The 17,732-nt window shown below is 40.6% G+C and carries 18 protein-coding genes; 9 read left to right on the top strand and 9 right to left on the bottom strand.

Annotated elements, in window-relative coordinates:
* Window positions 1-43: 43 nt before the first annotated feature.
* From APA_RS22310 to APA_RS22300, 3 genes are all read right to left on the bottom strand, one after another.
* Window positions 44-1,705 (bottom strand): HD family phosphohydrolase, encoded by a 1,662-nt coding sequence (locus APA_RS22310; RefSeq protein ID WP_201324428.1) that lies wholly within the window; start codon window positions 1,703-1,705, stop codon window positions 44-46.
* A 64-nt stretch (window positions 1,706-1,769) separates the two neighbouring features.
* Window positions 1,770-2,564: a hypothetical protein gene (locus APA_RS22305; protein WP_201324427.1), complete on the bottom strand. Its 795-nt coding sequence runs from the start codon at window positions 2,562-2,564 to the stop codon at window positions 1,770-1,772.
* A gap of 66 nt (window positions 2,565-2,630) precedes the next feature.
* The gene (locus APA_RS22300) at window positions 2,631-3,278 is read right to left on the bottom strand and encodes a hypothetical protein (RefSeq protein WP_201324426.1); all 648 of its coding nucleotides are present in this window, start codon (window positions 3,276-3,278) and stop codon (window positions 2,631-2,633) included.
* A 227-nt stretch (window positions 3,279-3,505) separates the two neighbouring features.
* On the opposite strand from APA_RS22300, the gene ubiE reads away from it, so the two are divergent.
* Window positions 3,506-4,216 carry a bifunctional demethylmenaquinone methyltransferase/2-methoxy-6-polyprenyl-1,4-benzoquinol methylase UbiE gene (gene ubiE, locus APA_RS22295; protein WP_201324425.1) on the top strand — a complete coding sequence of 237 codons (711 nt, stop codon included), beginning with the start codon at window positions 3,506-3,508 and terminating at the stop codon, window positions 4,214-4,216.
* A 141-nt stretch (window positions 4,217-4,357) separates the two neighbouring features.
* Window positions 4,358-4,531, top strand: a complete 174-nt coding sequence (locus APA_RS22290) for a hypothetical protein (RefSeq protein WP_201324424.1) — start codon at window positions 4,358-4,360, stop codon at window positions 4,529-4,531.
* 33 nt (window positions 4,532-4,564) lie between these two features.
* On the opposite strand, the gene nadA is transcribed toward APA_RS22290, so the two are convergent.
* Window positions 4,565-5,548 (bottom strand): quinolinate synthase NadA, encoded by a 984-nt coding sequence (nadA, locus tag APA_RS22285; protein ID WP_201324423.1) that lies wholly within the window; start codon window positions 5,546-5,548, stop codon window positions 4,565-4,567.
* A 311-nt stretch (window positions 5,549-5,859) separates the two neighbouring features.
* Here nadA and APA_RS22280 point away from each other — a divergent pair, with 311 nt between their 5' ends.
* A complete protein-coding gene (locus APA_RS22280; RefSeq protein WP_201324422.1) occupies window positions 5,860-6,759 on the top strand; it encodes a M48 family metallopeptidase in 900 nt (299 codons plus the stop codon).
* A 159-nt stretch (window positions 6,760-6,918) separates the two neighbouring features.
* Here the strand turns inward: APA_RS22280 and APA_RS22275 are convergent, their stop codons facing one another.
* The 4 genes from APA_RS22275 to APA_RS22260 all read right to left on the bottom strand — a co-directional run bounded on the left by APA_RS22275 (window position 6,919) and on the right by APA_RS22260 (window position 9,947).
* Window positions 6,919-7,080 (bottom strand): hypothetical protein, encoded by a 162-nt coding sequence (locus tag APA_RS22275; RefSeq protein WP_201324421.1) that lies wholly within the window; start codon window positions 7,078-7,080, stop codon window positions 6,919-6,921.
* On the bottom strand, window positions 7,077-7,331 hold the full coding sequence (locus APA_RS22270) for a hypothetical protein (protein ID WP_201324420.1): 255 nt from the start codon (window positions 7,329-7,331) through the stop codon (window positions 7,077-7,079). Before APA_RS22270 ends, APA_RS22275 begins: the two co-directional genes overlap by 4 nt.
* A 166-nt stretch (window positions 7,332-7,497) precedes the next feature.
* Window positions 7,498-9,612 (bottom strand): hypothetical protein, encoded by a 2,115-nt coding sequence (locus APA_RS22265; protein ID WP_201324419.1) that lies wholly within the window; start codon window positions 9,610-9,612, stop codon window positions 7,498-7,500.
* A 92-nt stretch (window positions 9,613-9,704) separates the two neighbouring features.
* Window positions 9,705-9,947 (bottom strand): hypothetical protein, encoded by a 243-nt coding sequence (locus tag APA_RS22260; protein ID WP_201324418.1) that lies wholly within the window; start codon window positions 9,945-9,947, stop codon window positions 9,705-9,707.
* Window positions 9,948-10,161: 214 nt separating this feature from the next.
* On the opposite strand from APA_RS22260, the gene APA_RS22255 reads away from it, so the two are divergent.
* The 4 genes from APA_RS22255 to APA_RS22240 all read left to right on the top strand — a co-directional run bounded on the left by APA_RS22255 (window position 10,162) and on the right by APA_RS22240 (window position 14,605).
* Window positions 10,162-10,581: a XisH family protein gene (locus APA_RS22255; RefSeq protein WP_201324417.1), complete on the top strand. Its 420-nt coding sequence runs from the start codon at window positions 10,162-10,164 to the stop codon at window positions 10,579-10,581.
* Window positions 10,566-10,904: a XisI protein gene (locus APA_RS22250; RefSeq protein ID WP_201324416.1), complete on the top strand. Its 339-nt coding sequence runs from the start codon at window positions 10,566-10,568 to the stop codon at window positions 10,902-10,904. The genes APA_RS22255 and APA_RS22250 overlap by 16 nt, the downstream gene beginning before the upstream one ends.
* Window positions 10,905-11,130: 226 nt before the next feature.
* Window positions 11,131-13,749 carry an ATP-dependent chaperone ClpB gene (gene clpB / locus APA_RS22245; RefSeq protein ID WP_201324415.1) on the top strand — a complete coding sequence of 873 codons (2,619 nt, stop codon included), beginning with the start codon at window positions 11,131-11,133 and terminating at the stop codon, window positions 13,747-13,749.
* Between the two features lie 184 nt (window positions 13,750-13,933).
* A complete protein-coding gene (locus APA_RS22240) occupies window positions 13,934-14,605 on the top strand; it encodes a Uma2 family endonuclease (protein ID WP_201324414.1) in 672 nt (223 codons plus the stop codon).
* Between the two features lie 47 nt (window positions 14,606-14,652).
* Here the strand turns inward: APA_RS22240 and APA_RS22235 are convergent, their stop codons facing one another.
* The gene (locus APA_RS22235; RefSeq protein ID WP_236579982.1) at window positions 14,653-15,747 is read right to left on the bottom strand and encodes a 3-deoxy-7-phosphoheptulonate synthase; all 1,095 of its coding nucleotides are present in this window, start codon (window positions 15,745-15,747) and stop codon (window positions 14,653-14,655) included.
* Between the two features lie 209 nt (window positions 15,748-15,956).
* Between APA_RS22235 and APA_RS22230 the strand changes: the two genes are divergently transcribed.
* Entirely contained in the window at window positions 15,957-16,451 is a 495-nt protein-coding gene (locus APA_RS22230; RefSeq protein ID WP_201324412.1) for a DUF1648 domain-containing protein, read from the top strand.
* 130 nt (window positions 16,452-16,581) lie between these two features.
* Complete coding sequence (locus APA_RS22225; RefSeq protein WP_201324411.1) at window positions 16,582-17,559, top strand: M48 family metallopeptidase; 978 nt, start codon at window positions 16,582-16,584, stop codon at window positions 17,557-17,559.
* The last annotated feature ends 173 nt before the right edge of the window (window positions 17,560-17,732 follow it).

The following is a 17,732-nucleotide window of genomic DNA, read 5'->3' as shown; positions in this document are numbered from 1 at the left end:
AGTGGCAGCGCTTAGCGCCGCCGTTAGCTTTTGTCCTTTTTGTCTAGGTATCAAAAAAGTAAGCAAAAGGAGGCGTGTAACCTGGAATCTTATTTTCATCTACCTCATCGATCTGATCGGGATCAAGATATTCATTGGCATAGCGTAAATAAACTTTTTCGCTGACAAATAGATCAAATAGATCAGGATCGATATGGTTACCCTGCTTCATTTTACCGAGAATTTGCAGACATTCTGTCAAGGTTTTACCTTTTTTATAGGGGCGATCCTTAGCGCTAAGGGCTTCAAAAATATCGGCTATTCCCATCATTCGCGCAGGTAAAGACATTTGTTCGCGGGTCAGCCCTTTCGGATAGCCTTTACCATCCATACGTTCATGATGACCGCCAGCATATTCTGGTACACGACGGAGATTGCGTGGATAGGGCAATTTCTCAAGCATTTCAATTGTGACCACAATGTGATCGTTGATAGTTTTGCGCTCTTCAGCAGTAAGCGTTCCTCTGGAAATATTTAGGTTATATACTTCATCCTCAGTTAAGAAATTTACCTCAACACCTTTAGGATCGATCCAGCGATAGGAGGCGATTATTTGCAATCGCTCTTTATATTCATCGCTCATAAATTCTCCCCCAATATTACAAATGCGGAGAAAATCTTGATCGCTAGAATATTGGGCAAGTTTTTGCTGAAATGACTCTTCTAACTCAGGAATGACACTGAGGTTGCCAGACTCGATCGCTGCCATTTTTTGATTGAGAAAACTAATTTCGGCATCCCGTTTCAGTATTTCAAAGCGGGTATTGATTAAGTGAATGCGATCAAAAATTGTTTCTAGCTTCGTGGCTTTATCGATCACATGCACTGGAGTGGTGACCTTACCACAATCATGGAGCAGACCCGCAATTTTCAGTTCGTATCGTTCATCTTCATCTAATTCAAAATCTTTAAAAATTCCATAATCAGCTTCGCAAGCAGCGTCAGCGATCATCATCGTTAGGGTGGGGACACGCCTGCAGTGAGCACCGTTGTAGGGCGATTTTTTGTCGATCGCCTCTGACATGAGGTTAATAAATGACTCAAATAGTTCGCGGAATTGACCGATCAATTTGTTGTTAGTTAAGGCGATCGCGGCTTGCGATGCTAAAGACTCAGCAATACGCTGGGAAACCTTGGAAAATTCAATAATCTGATTGTTTTTAGACCCTTTGGCATTGATTAGTTGCAGCACCCCAATCAATTCATTCTCATGATTGAGCATGGGCAGAGTCAAAAATGACTTTGATCGATAGCCCATTTGGATGTCAAAAGCTCTAGTTCCCGCAAAGTCAAAGCCATCAGCAACATAGGCATCAGGGATATTAATCGTTTTTTTATACAAAGCAGCATGGGCTGCCACCATTGTATTGTTGGGATTGCCTGCCTCATCATAGAGCGGCAAAGCGGGAAAAGGGATTGGCTCTCCTAGCTTGGCTCCCATCATGATTCCCAGTGAGTCATTCATAATGATTTCAAACTGGAGATGCTTTTTGTCCTCAGTTGCAAGATATAGCGTCCCTCCATCGGCATTTAAGATGGTTTTTGCCCCTCTCAAAATCATCTCTAGCAATTTGGGCGTATTTTTTTCTGCCGAGAGCGCAATGCCGATCTCATTTAGTTTTTCGATTAGTTCAAAGGATTCTGTTTTAGTGTCGCCCATATCCATAGTTTGCATCCCTATTTGTCAACAGTGTCTTTAATTTTGAAAATGTCATAAGGGGATAGTTTTTTTAGTTTTTGTTGGGTTGATTGGGCTGAACCAGTATTTTAGGTAAAGGTGGCAAACCATTTTTTTCCCAGAACTGTTGAAATTTTTTGGGCTGAGCTAGCCGCCATCCAAATAATAAGATTGAAACTAAAAATGTTGTTGCCAACCCGAATTTCACAAGACTTATCCCAATTTGTCTATAATTCGGATTGATTTTTTGGTTATCTTTTATTTTTTGTTCAGCAGTAGCGCTTGAGCTAGAAGTGCTTAGATATATAGTATCGGTTTGACGTGGAAATTGATTATCTGGTTCAGATATTTGTTGTTGTAAATACTTGATTGACTGATGCACAATTGGTGGTGCTTGATCGGTTCTAGACCATTGTCGGGCAACTGCGGAGGGAATAGCACATAGGTTTTTGGAGTCTAGCTTGGCAATGCGATCGCGTAAAGATATTTCATCAGAGATTAAAACCACACATTGTTTTGGATGAGCATTCGCGACTCCAACTGCACTCTGTGCAACATTGATCATCAATCTTGTCTGACGACTGAGATTTTGGGTGGTTCTAATCACTAAGTCAGCGTGTTTGGCGGTTAAGGTTGTAATTTGCCAGTTGAATTCTAACGAATTTTGAAATTGTTTTGCCGTTGTCTCGTTACCTTCAGCTTTACCATTAGCTATATTTTTAATTTCGATCGCCACAACTTCTGGCAAAAGGCATTCTCCCAACTTTGCGATCGCATGCCAAGTATTTGGATCTGTAGAAATAATGGCGCTAGTTTCGACAAGTAACAAGTAAGGAGAATTAGACATAGCTAAAATATGCAGATTATGTGTTTGATGGTGCAAAGTTGCGCCATCAAACTGATCAAGAAAAGATTATTTTGTCAACCGAGAGCCTTGCCAGTTACCAAAATTGTTGGTGCTTTCCCCAGTCCCATAGCTTCCATAAAACTCTTTGCAGCCTTCACCAAAAACTAGAATCCCTTTCCCCTGTTGTTGCGGTAGCTGTTTGGGAGTTTCTTTCCAGTCAAAGATAATAACATTGTTGCTCAATTTACCTGTTAACTCACCCGCAATTTTGCCACGTTCAAAATTTGCATATTCGTATTTCCCTGAAACTAGATTTTCGCTCTGTTCTTGCAAAGTCACCTTGCCAAAGGGCGTTTGCCAATCTCCATTAATTTTTGATTTACAGGCAAGATTGCTATCGGTTGCTGCATCAGGTGCTGTGAGATACTGCAATCCAAATATTGCTGCAATGGTGACTCCGCCAACTCCCAAAGCAAAAAATAACCAAGATGCAGGAATTGGTGATTTAAAAGGTTTCTTTAGCAATTTTGAGAAATATTTCAAAACGCCATCCGAAGAAGTGGGGGCTTCATGATCCAATACCTCTGCTGCTGGTGAAGATTCATCTTCGCTTTCTGGTGGCAATGGCTGCGATCGCTTATTTTTACTAGACCAAAGTTTTTGCATAGTTAGGGCAAATATTTTACTGCCAATATCTAGTAAGTAGCTACTCAAAATTAAATACAAAACCCTAAGATCTGTCCCGCCCGCGTGGCGGGCGGGACAGATCTTAGATCTGTTTTTTTAACTTATTCTGAGTTACTTACTACTAGTATTACATTGTTGCATGATGATAAAACTCGTGCATATCAATCCGCTCAGCGATTATGCTTAGCAATGGTGGATGTGGAGGCGTTGCGCCAACATCTACCATTGTTAAGTTTTAGATTTTAGGTAACACCATGTCTCAACTTTCGGAAACTGATATTCAACAGATTTTCGATCGCATTGCTCCAGTTTATGATCGCTTCAATGATCTCCTGAGCTTAGGTCAGCATCGGATCTGGAAGAAAATGGCATTGGGTTGGTGTGAGCCACAGCAAGGGGAAAAATGGCTTGATCTTTGTTGTGGTTCGGGAGATATGACGGCTTTAGTCGCTCAAAAAGTTGCCCCCACTGGTCAAGTGATCGGCGTTGATTTCTCTAAAGAACTATTAGCGATCGCTGCCGATAAAGCCAAAAACTATTTGCCGAAAATCCAGAAATGTCTGACATGGCAAGAGGGAAATGTTTTGAGCCTAACTTTTGCGGACAATACTTTTGATGGCGCGACCTTAGCCTATGGTTTGCGAAATGTGGCAAATATTCCTCAATGCTTGTCCGAATTACATCGTGTCTTGAAAAATGGCGCAACTGCCGCGATTTTAGATTTTCATCGTCCTAGCGATCGCTTGATGCAAATTTTTCAGGATTTTTATTTAGATCGTGTGGTTGTGCCACTGGCTGATCGGTTTGCGATGACTGAGGAGTATGCCTATATTGCACCAAGTCTGGCAAGATTTCCGATTGGTGCAGAACAGGTAAAACTTGCCAGAGCTGCTGGATTTACTCAGGCAACTCACTATGCGATCGCTAACGGCATGATGGGAATATTAGTTTTGCAAAAAACCTAAAAAAGTCAGCGCAAAGCGCTGACTTTTTTAGGTTTTTTATCATGATTTCCGCACTTATCTTGTGTTTTGAGTTCTGCGATACCAAACCTTATCTATCAGTAGCTGTAAATTTGAACTTGCAGAGATAAAAAAGATGAGAATATGACACAAGTTAATCTTGAACGAATTAGAACTCTCCGCCAACAAATTATTGCTGAAACGAGCCATGGATTTGCTGACTGGAATTTAGTTCAGCAACTATTAGATGACTTAATGATCAATCATCAACAATATAAACAGTTTGCTATGAAAGAAAACATTGGGCTATATCAATAAGAACAGGAACGGCGCTTTGCGCCTCTCCTGTTCTTACGCCGACATTTCTAGCATCCGTTGCATTGGCTTCAGTGCTGCTTGACGAATTGACTCATCGAGAACTATTTCAGGAGAGCGGTTTTTCATGGCTAGATAGACCTTTTCTAGAGTATTCAGGCGCATATAGGGGCATTCATTACAGGCGCAATTGCTGTTGGGGGGAGCAGGGATGAATTTTTTAGATGGCGATGCCTTTTGCATCTGATGGATTACACCAGACTCGGTAACCACGATAAATTCTTGGCGATCACTTTTCTGGACATACTTTAGTAATCCCGTAGTCGAACCAATGAAATCAGCATGTCGTAATACATTCGCCTCACATTCAGGATGCGCGATGATATCTGCTTCGGGATGACTGAGTTTGAGTTGGATTAATTTGCGTTCAGAAAAGATTTCATGAACGATGCAGGCTCCATCCCATAGCAACATATCTCGTCCTGTTTGTTCAATTACATAGCGTCCAAGGTTGCGATCAGGTGCAAAGATTATCGGCTGATCTTTGGGGATTTGATTGACGATCGCTACAGCATTGGCACTGGTGCAAATAATATCGCTCAGGGCTTTGATGTCTGCGGAGCAATTTATGTAAGAAATCACCATATGATCTGGATGTTCAGCTTTAAACTTTGCAAAGCGAGCGGGCGGACAACTATCCGCTAGAGAGCAACCTGCATCCAGATCGGGTAGCAACACCAATCTGTTGGGGTTCAGGATTTTGGCAGTTTCAGCCATAAAATGTACGCCCAGAAAGACGATCACATCTGCTTGGCAATTGACGGCGGCTTGTGATAAACCGAGGGAGTCACCGATATAATCTGCGATATCTTGAAGATCAGGATCTTGGTAATAATGCGCCAAAATTACGGCATTTAGGTCTTTCTTAAGATCGGCGATCGCCTTGAATAGGTCTCTGGGAATGGAGTTTTGCGAAACTTGGCGGTCAAGCTGTTCAGTCTTGGGAGCGGTGAGAAACACGGTTTGCCTCACGGAAATAAAGATAGTGAGTAATAGTGAAAGTTATTCATTTATTATATTTAATTATAGTAGAAACTACCAAAAATATATCTGTCTAATGTAAGAGATCAAATTTTTGCAACTTTCCTAGCTAGGTTTGCGTCAAATAATATTCAATAGCATGATGACAATAAAAATTTGCATCGCAAATTTTTATTGTCATCACATGTTCTGACTTTGTGGTGGTGGCTCTAGTGGTGGGGATCTATCCAAAAAATATTGTCCAAAGCCGATAAACATAAGATTCAGTAAAGTTTGAGGTAATTGTAAATATGAAAATATCGATCGCTAAGCTATCAAATTCAATTAGTCAAAAATTTATCGCATCAACTAGCAGAAGACTTCAGCATTACTGGAAATTTGCGATCGCCTTACTGATGTCTTTATTGTTGGCTGTTTCGCTGAATCCTTTTGTAGCTAATGCGCTTGATCTATCTGATTTGTTTCGCATTCTGCCATCCGCAATCCAAATCATTCAGCTTTCTAGCATTGGCGACAATGAAGAAGTTTCACTAGGTCAACAGATTGATAGCCAAATTCAGCAAGAAGTCCGCATCAGTCGAGATCCTGCTGCTAATGCATTGGTTAGTCGCTTAGGACAAATTTTAGTTCCCACTAGCGATCGCCCAAATATTCCTTATACTTTCCGCGTAGTCGATGACACAAACCTCAATGCATTCGCGACTATGGGCGGGTTTGTCTACATTAATACTGGCACGATCGCTGCTGCCGACAATGTGGCCCAACTTGCCAGCGTAATCGGTCACGAAATGGGGCATATCACAGGTCGTCATTCATTAGAGCAAATGAAACAAATGGCGATCGCCCAAGGTATTGCCACAATTGTAGGTGTTGGTGATGATCGCTTAGTTGGCATTGGGGTTGACTTGGCATTGCGTTTACCAAATAGCCGTGAAGCCGAGTTTGATGCCGATCGTCGAGGCTTGCTAAATATTACTAAGTCGGGGTTTGCAGCTAGAGCGATGCCAGCTTTTATGCAAAAACTAACTAGCTCACGCGGTGGTGGTGCTCCAGCCTTTTTAAGTACTCATCCTGCGACGGAAGATCGCATTGCCGCACTCAATCAATCAATTCAAGCGAATAATTTGAATACTTCAGGTGGTTTGAATGATAGTGATTACCAAAGAATTTGGCGATCGCGCTTCCGTTAAATCATAATCAAAAACAAAAGAGACCGCACATTGTGCGGTCTCTTTTGTTTTTGAAATCATCCACCCAAAAGTACAACGCGATCGCCTATTCATCCCCATAGCCAGCGATCGCCTATCCAATCTCCATAAAGTGCGATCGCCTTTCAGAAAATCAATCAACTATGGACAACGCTTAGGCATTTGAGATAAAGACGAGATCGCTTCTAGCAATCCTGAATACCATTGACTTGCTTTGGTAGAAGAAGAGATTTGCGATAGCCGTAAAAATGCGCTATCTGCCTCAGCTTCAGCAATACTTGAGATTTCGATGCGGTAGTTCATGAATTGGCTGGCAGATTATACTTGTGGCGTTGTTCTTGAGCAAAATCTTGAAAAGATCGATATCGTCCTGCCTCAAAATCATCAAGTCCTGTTTGAATACCTTTGATAGCTTCTTCTGAATCTTTTTCTTCCCAATCTAAGATATTTGCTAATAATTCAGATGCGATAAAATTAACATCTTGACCTTGTTTGGCGGCTCTACTATGGAGCAGTGCTTCTAATTTGGGGTTAAGGGTAACAACTATTGACATAGAATACCTCTTCCATCGCAAAGTTTCTAAAGTAATTATAGCCTTAGAAAATTAATCTCTGCGATCGCCTCTCAAAAAACCAACCAAACAGAGATCGCCCCATCTTTCAAACCACCACAACCACACCGCCAATATTCCAAGCACAAAAATTTAAAAAGAACTAAGTTTATGGAGAAGTAGGAACTATATCTAAATCATTTGGTGGAACATAAGTCATACTAAACATTGCAATCTTTGGATCAGTATCATTAATAGTTGGAAGAGATATAGGAGCAAATTTTAAGTGTTTTCTTACATTTTTAACTTGAGGTGGATCTTCTAAGTATGTCAAAAATTCTGCTACTGTCGGTAATTCTTTCTCTCTGATTTTACCTATTGCCCCAATTCGCTCTTCTCCTAAATAGACTTCAACATTAGCCTCATCAAAAAAGCGTCTCAAGCAAAACTCATCTGTTACAATCACATCACGAGTTTTCCAGCCTGTAAATTCTAATACATTAGTAACAGCAATAAGAATTATTTTATCAGCAGATAAAGGTTTTACAGGTAATTCTAGTTTGGAAGCAGATTTTCTGAATACTTCCCAATTTTCTAAACAAGCATCCCTACGTATATTTAACTGATCAATTGCTTTATCTATACGCTTTCGCGCTCGAGAAACATCTGAAGGGCTAAAGATTGCTTTCGTACATTTTACTTCTATAAAAATTAGATACTCCTCCCACCTAGCAACAATATCGCATTCCAAATCATTGTTATATTTATTCTTAAACTTTAGGTTTCCATGCACATCAATTGTTGGAATTGAATTTAAGAACTGTATAATTTCATCTTCAAAAAGATAACCTTTTTTATCAACAATATGTTCATTCCATGTAGCACAAATATTTTCAGCAGCCCGATAAGGACTACCATTATTAATAATACTAGGTATAAATAATATCCTGTTATTACCAGCTTCAATTAGTGGAGTATCCCAGATTTCAAGATGAGGTAATTTTGAATCAAAAGTTAAAATTTCAATGCAAATTTCACTTTCTTTAAGGCTAATACCAATATTTGCAGATAGGAAACTACATAGCTTATTCTTATTAAGAAAAATTGCTTTTCTTAAAATATTATCACTTACTTCTTTATCTAATTGACACAAAAAAGCAACTTTAAAAATTTTTGACAATAATTTTAATGCTGATATTATTTTCCAATATATTTCCCATTTGATAACTTTAGGAGATTTTCCTAGAACAACATTATTTAGAATATTGTTGTAATGATATTCATCTAACAACCTTTTCTCCAAAATAGAATCCCAATTCTGATTTAAAGATTTTTGGAATAATTCTACATTAATTTTTCCATCCCATTCAGAATTAAATTGAGGAACATTTATAGATTTGGCTAGTTTTTTTATGATTTCTTTTTGTATTTTGATAGAGTTAAAACTATTAGATAGATTGGCAAAACAACCAATTTCCCAATCAATTTCTTGTTTTCTAATTCCAGCTACTTTAAAACGTATATAATCTTCTATATCTTGAGGTCTATAGATAAGAGTATTATCTTCCTTTGTTAATATATCGTATGTCCATCCCGAATATTTAATCTCTTCCCATAAAGATTTGTATATTCTCCAAACACCCGAAAGAACTAGTAAATCATTAAAATTAGTATTATTATAAGGTGAGATTAGTAACTCAATATTGCCATATAACTTGTTTTTGTATTTGTATGCACAATATGAAAGTACTAACTGAAAACTCTCACATATGTCTTCATAAATTGATAGTAGGTTTGTATTACTACCTCCCAACTTGTTCGGGAAATCATCACTTAATGTTACATTTAAAAGATTATATGTTTTTTCGTTAGTAGCGTTATCTGCCTCCATATAAATTAAATCTTCTTGATCTTGTATAAAAGCCCCAAATCTTTGAATAAGTGCAATTATTGGCTTTTCCCACACAGGAAGATTCTCAAGTTTATTCCTTATTGTTGAAAAAACAGTGTGAAATTGACTAAGTGGTAATAATTCTTTAATGAGATGAATGTTCGTAAAATCATCATCATGTTGTATATCTAGTAATGCCAAGACTAAAAGTCTGATAGTTTCGTCAAAAGCATTTATTTCCGTAGGATTAGGTATAACATCTGATATATGTAGTAACGCTATCCATCTTTCTGGTTCTTTTTTGATTAGTTTTTTAATTGATTGGCTAATTAAAGCTTTATCGCTTTTTTCAAGTGCTGTTTTTATTTCTTCGAGTAGTTTGTTTGTAGACATTAATAGTAATTACAACTTGATTTATATCTTAACTTAATAGCTCAATACAGTTAAAGATCTATTCTAATCTGGCTATACATTGCCAGATTTTATCAGGAATTGACATTTTGAGCAGCAAGCATGGCATTCATGTGTGTAAAAATTCGATCTAGCTCCCCAATGGTTTCTAACTCAGGAATTTCTTCAAGAGAAAGCGGCTCCACTTTTCTTTTCTCTAGAAGCAACTCCATCCGATCCTGTAGGCGATCGCTAAACTTAAACAGATTGAGATTGCCAAATTTCTCAACGCAAATCTCATGAATTAGTAATGACGGTTTGACAAGTGTTGCAGTCATAAATTTACTCTGATTGACTAAATTATTAATTCAAACGCGATGTTTTTATTATAGCTATTGATGAAGACGCGATCGCCATACTCATCAACCTGTCAGCAAGCAATTAAGAGGTTTTATCTATGAAATGAATAGGCGATCGCCATACTCATACACAAATCAGGAATCAATCAAGCGATCTCGTATACTGACACATACAACTTCACAGTTTTAACTTGTGCCAGCAAGAGACATTTATCACAATACTGTCAAAACAGCCTTAGAAAAAGATGGCTGGACAATTACCCACGATCCATTTCCACTGCAAATTGGGAAAAAGCGTTTATCTGCGGACTTAGGAGCAGAACGCCTGATCAGTGCTGAAAAAGGTATCCAAAAAATTGTTGTAGAAGTAAAAAGCTTTGTAGGTCAGTCTGATGTTAAGGATTTAGAACAAGCTTTGGGACAGTACATCTTATATCGCCAAATTCTCAACGAAACAAAAATTGAGCGCGATCTCTATCTTGCAGTCTCCCGCCTAACCTTCAACAGCATATTCACGATACAATTAGGGCAGATGCTACTTACAAATCAGATTATCAAGCTAATTGTTTTTGATGATGAAAGTGAGGTAATTGTCCAATGGATACCCAATTAAAATATCGTCAGATTATTCAACAAGTACTCCAAAATCACGCCGACTATCGCTCTACAATACCTGATGCTTATACATCTCAAGTATTATTTGATGATGAGCGCGGACAATATCTAGTTCTCGACATTGGCTGGAACGATGACCAATACCTTCACAGTACTCCTATTCATCTGAGTTTAGTCAATGACAAAATCTGGATTCAGTATGATGATACGGAAGAAGGTATAGTAACTGACTTGATAGATGCAGGTGTATCTAAGAATGATATTGTCCTTGGATTTCGTCACCCAAAAGTTCGTCAATATACAGGATTTGCCGTTGCATGATAAGCGTGGCGACAATGCGATCGCCATACTCATAAATCTATCAACATGCAAGCGATCGCAAATATGCCTAGAACAAAAGTCAGCTTAGCTGATGTACTGTAGCAGCCAAATGTAATCCCAATGTACGGCAACACGCACCCTTTAGCGACGTATAACCGATCCCGTTTAAAAGCCTTACGCCTTAAGATATTTATAGAGACTTTTAAACCACAGGAGGTAACTCGCGATGCAACCAACTAACAATCAATGTACCGAGAAAGCATGGGCAGCGATCGCAAGAACACCCGATGTGGTGAAAGCGTCTCAGCAACAGCAGATCGAGCCAGAGCATTTACTTAAAGCAATACTAGAAGAAGAAGGACTAGCAGCTAGCATCTTTAGTAAGGCGGGGATCAATATTCAAAAATTGCGCGATCGCACCGATGAGTTTATCAATCGTCAGCCAAAAGTATCGAGTTCCAATAGTTCTGTATACTTGGGCAAAAATTTAGAAGTATTATTTGATCGCGCCGAAAAGGAACGTAAAAGTTTTGGCGATGATTTTATCTCCATTGAGCATATCTTGCTCCCCTACTGCAAAGACGATCGCTTCGGGAAGACTCTCTATCAGGAAATGGGACTTGATGAAGCGAAGCTCCGTAATGTAATTCAGCAAGTCCGAGGCAAACAAAAAGTGTCCGATCAATCTCCTGAGAATAAATATGAAGCGTTGACTAAATATGGTCGCGATCTCACTGAATTAGCGCGTGAAGGCAAACTCGATCCTGTGATTGGTCGCGATGATGAAATCCGTCGCACGATCCAGATTTTGTCGCGCCGCACCAAAAATAATCCTGTATTAATCGGTGAACCAGGGGTAGGTAAAACTGCGATCGCGGAAGGTTTAGCGCAACGTATTCTCAGTGGTGATGTGCCTGAATCACTCCAAAATCGGAAGCTGATTGCTCTTGATATGGGAGCCTTGATTGCGGGGGCAAAATATCGTGGAGAATTTGAAGAAAGATTGAAAGCTGTTCTTAAGGAAGTTACGGAATCAAGCGGTCAATTTATTCTCTTTATCGATGAGATTCATACTGTAGTTGGCGCGGGTGCGACTCAAGGCTCGATGGATGCGAGTAATCTGCTCAAACCAATGTTAGCTCGGGGTGAGTTGCGTTGTATCGGTGCAACAACTCTAGATGAATATCGCAAATATATTGAAAAAGATGCTGCTCTCGAACGTCGTTTCCAACAGGTTTACATCGATCAACCTAATGTCGAAGATACGATCTCGATTTTGCGTGGGTTGCGCGATCGCTACGAGTTGCACCATGGCGTGAAAATTTCTGACACTGCTCTAGTAGCGGCGGCAACTCTTTCTAATCGCTACATCAGCGATCGTTTCTTGCCAGATAAAGCGATCGATCTCGTCGATGAAGCTGCTGCTAAGCTAAAAATGGAAATCACCTCTCAACCTGAAGCCCTTGATGAAATCAACCGTAAGGTGATTCAGCTAGAGATGGAATGCCTCTCCCTAAAAAAAGAAACAGATCGCGAATCTCTAGAACGTTTGGAGAAATTGCACAAAGAACTGGGCGACTTGAAGGAAGAACAAACCACGCTCAAAGCGCAATGGGAAGCTGAAAAAAGTGTCATCGATAACATTCGCAAGTTGAAGGAAAGTATTGAACATGTGAATGTAGAAGTTCAGCAAGCTGAGCGGGATTATGACCTAAACAAAGCTGCGGAACTCAAGTATGGCAAGCTGACAGACTTGCAACGCCAACTAGAAGTCGGTGAGGTCAATCTTAAAGAAGCGCAAACTTCAGGGCGATCGCTATTGCGTCAAGAGGTCACAGAAGAAGACATTGCGGAGATTATCTCGAAATGGTCGGGCATTCCGATCAGTAAGTTGGTGGAATCTGAAAAAGAGAAGCTCTTGCAATTGGAAGATGTGCTACACGATCGCGTAGTTGGTCAAGAAGAAGCTGTAACTGCGATCGCTGATGCCATTCAGCGCTCTAGAGCAGGACTCGCAGATCCTAATCGTCCAATTGCTAGCTTTATCTTTTTAGGCCCAACGGGTGTTGGTAAAACAGAACTAGCCAAAGCTCTCGCGGCCTATCTCTTCGATACCGAAGATTCGATGGTGCGAATTGACATGTCGGAATATATGGAGAAACATAGCGTTTCTCGTTTAGTGGGCGCACCTCCTGGATATGTTGGTTATGAAGAAGGCGGTCAACTGACGGAAGCAGTTCGTCGTCGTCCTTATGCGGTAATTCTCTTTGATGAGATTGAGAAAGCACATCCTGATGTGTTTAACATCATGCTGCAAATTCTCGATGATGGTCGTGTGACAGATTCTCAAGGTCGTACGGTTGACTTTAAGAATTCAATTATCATTATGACCAGTAACGTTGGTTCGCAGTTTATTCTCGATATTGCTGGTGATGATTCTAAATACGAAGAGATGCGCGATCGGGTTATGGAATCAATGCGATCGAGTTTCCGTCCAGAGTTCTTGAATCGTATTGATGAAATTGTGATCTTCCATGCTCTACGTCGTGATGAATTGCGCCGTATCGTTAAACTTCAAGTTCAACGTTTAGAGCAACGTTTAGGCGATCGCCGCATGACATTGAAAATTGCCGATGCGGCTCTAGATTTCATCGCCGAAGTTGGCTACGATCCTGTTTACGGAGCGCGTCCACTAAAGCGAATCATCCAGCGTCAACTGGAAACCCAAATCGCGAAGGGGATTTTGCGAGGCGATTATGCTGATGGCGACACCATCTTTGTCGATATCGAAAACGAGCGCCTCGCCTTCAAGCGACTTTCCTCTGATCTAATAACTGTTTCCTAAAAGAGAAGGGGCGCAATGCACCCCTTCTCTTTTAAGTACTTCGTCGTAATAAAATCCAAAAACGCAAAATACAAAATGCCCGCTCAGCGGGCATTTTGTATTTTGCGTTTTTGGGTTTTCAAAATGGCAACTCCATCTTGAAAATTGGTATTAGAATATTTTTAAGCAGAGTTATGGTTAACACATGGTTCTCACTGTTTCACATCCAGAAGCACAACCTCTAACTTCGGCAGTTACTGCAGTATCGAGACAAGGCGAAAATCGAGTTGCGCTAAGAGGAATTAGTTGGCTGTCGTATCAGCAAATTCTCAATGCTCTTCCTGACAGTCGCGCCGCACGGCTCACCTACGATCGCGGCATTCTTGAAATCACTATGCCTTTAGAAACTCACGAATACTCAAGTGAATTAATTGGTTTATTTATTCGCATTTTGGTCTTAGGTATGGGGCTGAAACTCAAATCAATGCGCTCAACGACGATCAATCGCCCCGATCTTGAACGAGGTGCTGAGCCAGACTGTGCATTTTATATTCAGAATCAACCGAAAGTTGCAGGAAAAACTGTTGATTTTAGTCAAGATCCACCTCCCGATCTAGTTGTTGAAGTGGACATTACTCACACCGATATTGATAAAAACAGGCTTTATGCCAGTATGGGAGTGCCTGAATTTTGGCGGTTTAATGGACAAGAATTAAAGATTTATACATTGCAAGAAGCACAATATGTAGAGTGCGATCGCAGTCCTACTTTCCCTTGGATGCAAAAAGAATATTTATATAACTTTCTAGAAGAAGCGCAACAGGACGAGATTGCTGCTGAAGTTAAGTTTCGCGCTTTTGTCAAAGAGAATCTTTAATAAAACCAAAAAATCGCCCGCGTAGCGGGCGATTTTTTTGGGTTTTATTAAAATCGTCCCGATCGCACTGCGTTAGCGAGATCTGTTAAAACATCAACAGTTGTCTCAAAGTTAATACAACCATCGGTAATACTCTTGCCATATTCCAGTTTTGCCAATTCTTTCAAAGGCTGCTTACCCCGATTGAGGTGACTTTCAAGCATAATACCGACAATATGCTCTGAGCCATTACGTACTTGCTCAGCGATATCTTGCAACACACTCGGCTGAAGATTGTAATCTTGTCCGCTATTGTCGTGACTGCAATCAACCATCATGTATGGCTGTAGCTTGCGATCGCTAAGACGATTGGCGATCGCATCTACATGGGTTTTGTCGTAATTTGGCCCCTGCTTTCCGCCACGTAAAACGATATGCCCATCAGGATTGCCTGTCGTGGTAACAATACTTGCTCGACCTTCATTATTAACCCCAAGAAAACGGTGGGGCTGGCGAGCTGACAGCAAGGCGTTAATCGCCACATCAATACTGCCATCTGTGCCATTTTTGAAACCTACAGGCATTGATAAGCCAGAGGACATTTCACGGTGAGTTTGACTCTCAGTAGTCCGCGCCCCGATCGCTGTCCATGAAATCAGATCCGCAAGGTACTGCGGCACAATAGGATCGAGCAGTTCGGTAGCACTGGGCAAGCCCAACTTTGCCACATCCAGCAATAATTCCCGAGCCATGCGGATACCGAAATTAATATCAAATGTACCGTTGAGATGCGGATCATTAATCAGCCCTTTCCAGCCAACAGTGGTGCGGGGCTTCTCGAAATAAACCCGCATCACGATTTCCAGCGCATCGCTTACCTCATCGCGGAATTTTGCAAGCTTCTCGGCATACTCACGCGCAGCTCTGACATCATGAATTGAGCAAGGCCCAACGACAACTAGTAAGCGGCGATCGCTACCATTCAAAATATTTCTGATTCTGGCTCTAGCACTTGCTACGACTTTGGCGATCGTTGTGGTAATCGGTAATTCTGCTTTTACCTCCACTGGTGCTAATAGCGGACAAGTTTCGACCACATGCAGATCACTAGTCTTGAGTTGATCTAAGGTTTCGTCTAATCCTGATATGTTTTGACCAGCCATGTTTGCGAGTTGAGTTGGTGACAAGCTATTTGACTCCATATAAATTGCTACTTATACTTTAGCCTTCTGATGAGTGTAACGTATCCTAACAGTAGACTTTTGTTACAAAACCCAGAAAGTAAAGGCGGCGCAAATCGTCGCCTTTACTTTCTGGGTTTTGTGTCTTGCGGTTGCTATAATTGCAAAATATTTTCGAGGAGCGTACAGCGATGAAATTACCGTTGTATATTGTTCTGTTCTTGTTTGGTTTAGCGATCGCTCAAACTATTTACTTCTATCCATTACTGCCAAATATCGTTGGTTCGCATTTTGATGTGACAGGCAAGGTCAATGGAAATTCCTCTAAGCTGACCTACTTTATTCTCTATTTTGTATCGTTAGCGATTACCAGTTCTTTTACGCTGGTTCTCCCTTTAATGCTTCGGCATTTGCCAACTTCCATGATTAATTTGCCCCATCGTGAATATTGGTTGTCAGGCGATCGCAAAGAAGAGACATTAAGTTTTTTTAATGTACATATGTCTTGGGTTGGAGTTGCCACCATGCTGTTATTGATCGCAATTTTTCATTTGACATTTCTGGCTAATCTTAGCCCGATCAAAGATCTTAATTTACCTCTACCTTGGGCTTTGTTTGGGGCATTTTTCATATTCATGATCTGGTGGGTGGTGGCGTTATTACGCCGTTTTCCAAAACCTTCCTAAAAAGAGAAATCGCCCGCGTAGCGGGCGATTTCTCTTTTTAGGTTTGTAAAACAAAATGTGGCGCTTAGCGCCACATTTTGTTTTTATAGATAAAATGGAGCAAAGCGCGAACAAATGAACGGACAAAACTATGCCACGTTATACAGGAATTTCTAGCGAAGCCTTTCGCCATCCCCTCGATCGCCAAGCTGAACAAGCCCTCCGCAGCGTCCCTGGGTTCGATCTTGTGGCGGGTAAATTTGTTGAGTTTATGTATGAGCGTCCGCAAACGATTTACCACATTGGTAATAGTATTCAGGTCAGCCATCGTCAATATGCAACCATTCATCGTATCTTTCGGGAATGTATTGCTGACCTTGATGTGCAGCCAGAACCAACGCTATTTGTCTCGCAAAATCCTGCAGCCAATAGCTACGCCCTTGGGAAAGATCATCCCTACATTGTGATTAATTCGGGATTGTTAGATCTGCTCACTGAAGAAGAAATTCGCGCTGTACTTGCCCATGAACTTGGTCATATTAAATGCGGTCACACCACATTAATCCAGATGGCAATGTGGGTAATGAGTGTTGTTTCAACTATAAGCGAAATGACGTTTGGCTTGGGTGGGATTGTTAGTAGTGGTTTGATTTATGCGTTTTTTGAATGGAGACGTAAGGCAGAATTATCAAGCGATCGCGCAGCTTTGTTAGTTACCGATGAGCTAGATACTGTTCTCTCTACAATGATGAAGTTGTCGGGTGGAAGTTCTGCCTTTGCCCATGAGTTGAGCTTGCCAGAGTTTATTCGTCAATCGGATGCCTATCAAGAACTCGACAAAGATAATCTCAATCAAATTTATAAATTTATGCTTTACAACGGTTTTGGGGCTGGCTCGATGCTTAGTCATCCATTCCCAGTTGAGCGAGTTCACTATATTCGTGAATGGGCAGATTCGGAAGAGTATCGCAATATTAAATCTGGCAATTATAAGCGTGGAGATACGACTGGCGCAGTTGATGTGTCTCAATCTCCCAAAGAAGATAAAAAGTCAGAGAGCGAAGCAGAACGTCTAAAACGTCAAATTGACGAATTGCAAGCCGAAATTAATCGTATTAAGCGTCAATAAATCTAAGAGATCCCCCTCAATCCCCCTTGTAAAGGGGGAAGAATCAAATTAAATTCTCCCCCCTTTCTCAACTACCGTGTACACACAAGTCTAGCTGTCTACGTTTCGATCTCTTTAAGCCCCCTAAATCCCCAATTCTGGGGGAACAAGAAAATAAAATTCTTTCAAAGTCC

This window comes from Pseudanabaena sp. lw0831, assembly GCF_016584665.1.
Classification (GTDB): Bacteria; Cyanobacteriota; Cyanobacteriia; order Pseudanabaenales; family Pseudanabaenaceae; genus Pseudanabaena.
The sequence above is the reverse complement of the archived record's forward strand: the minus strand, read 5'-3'. Positions and strand labels throughout refer to the sequence as shown.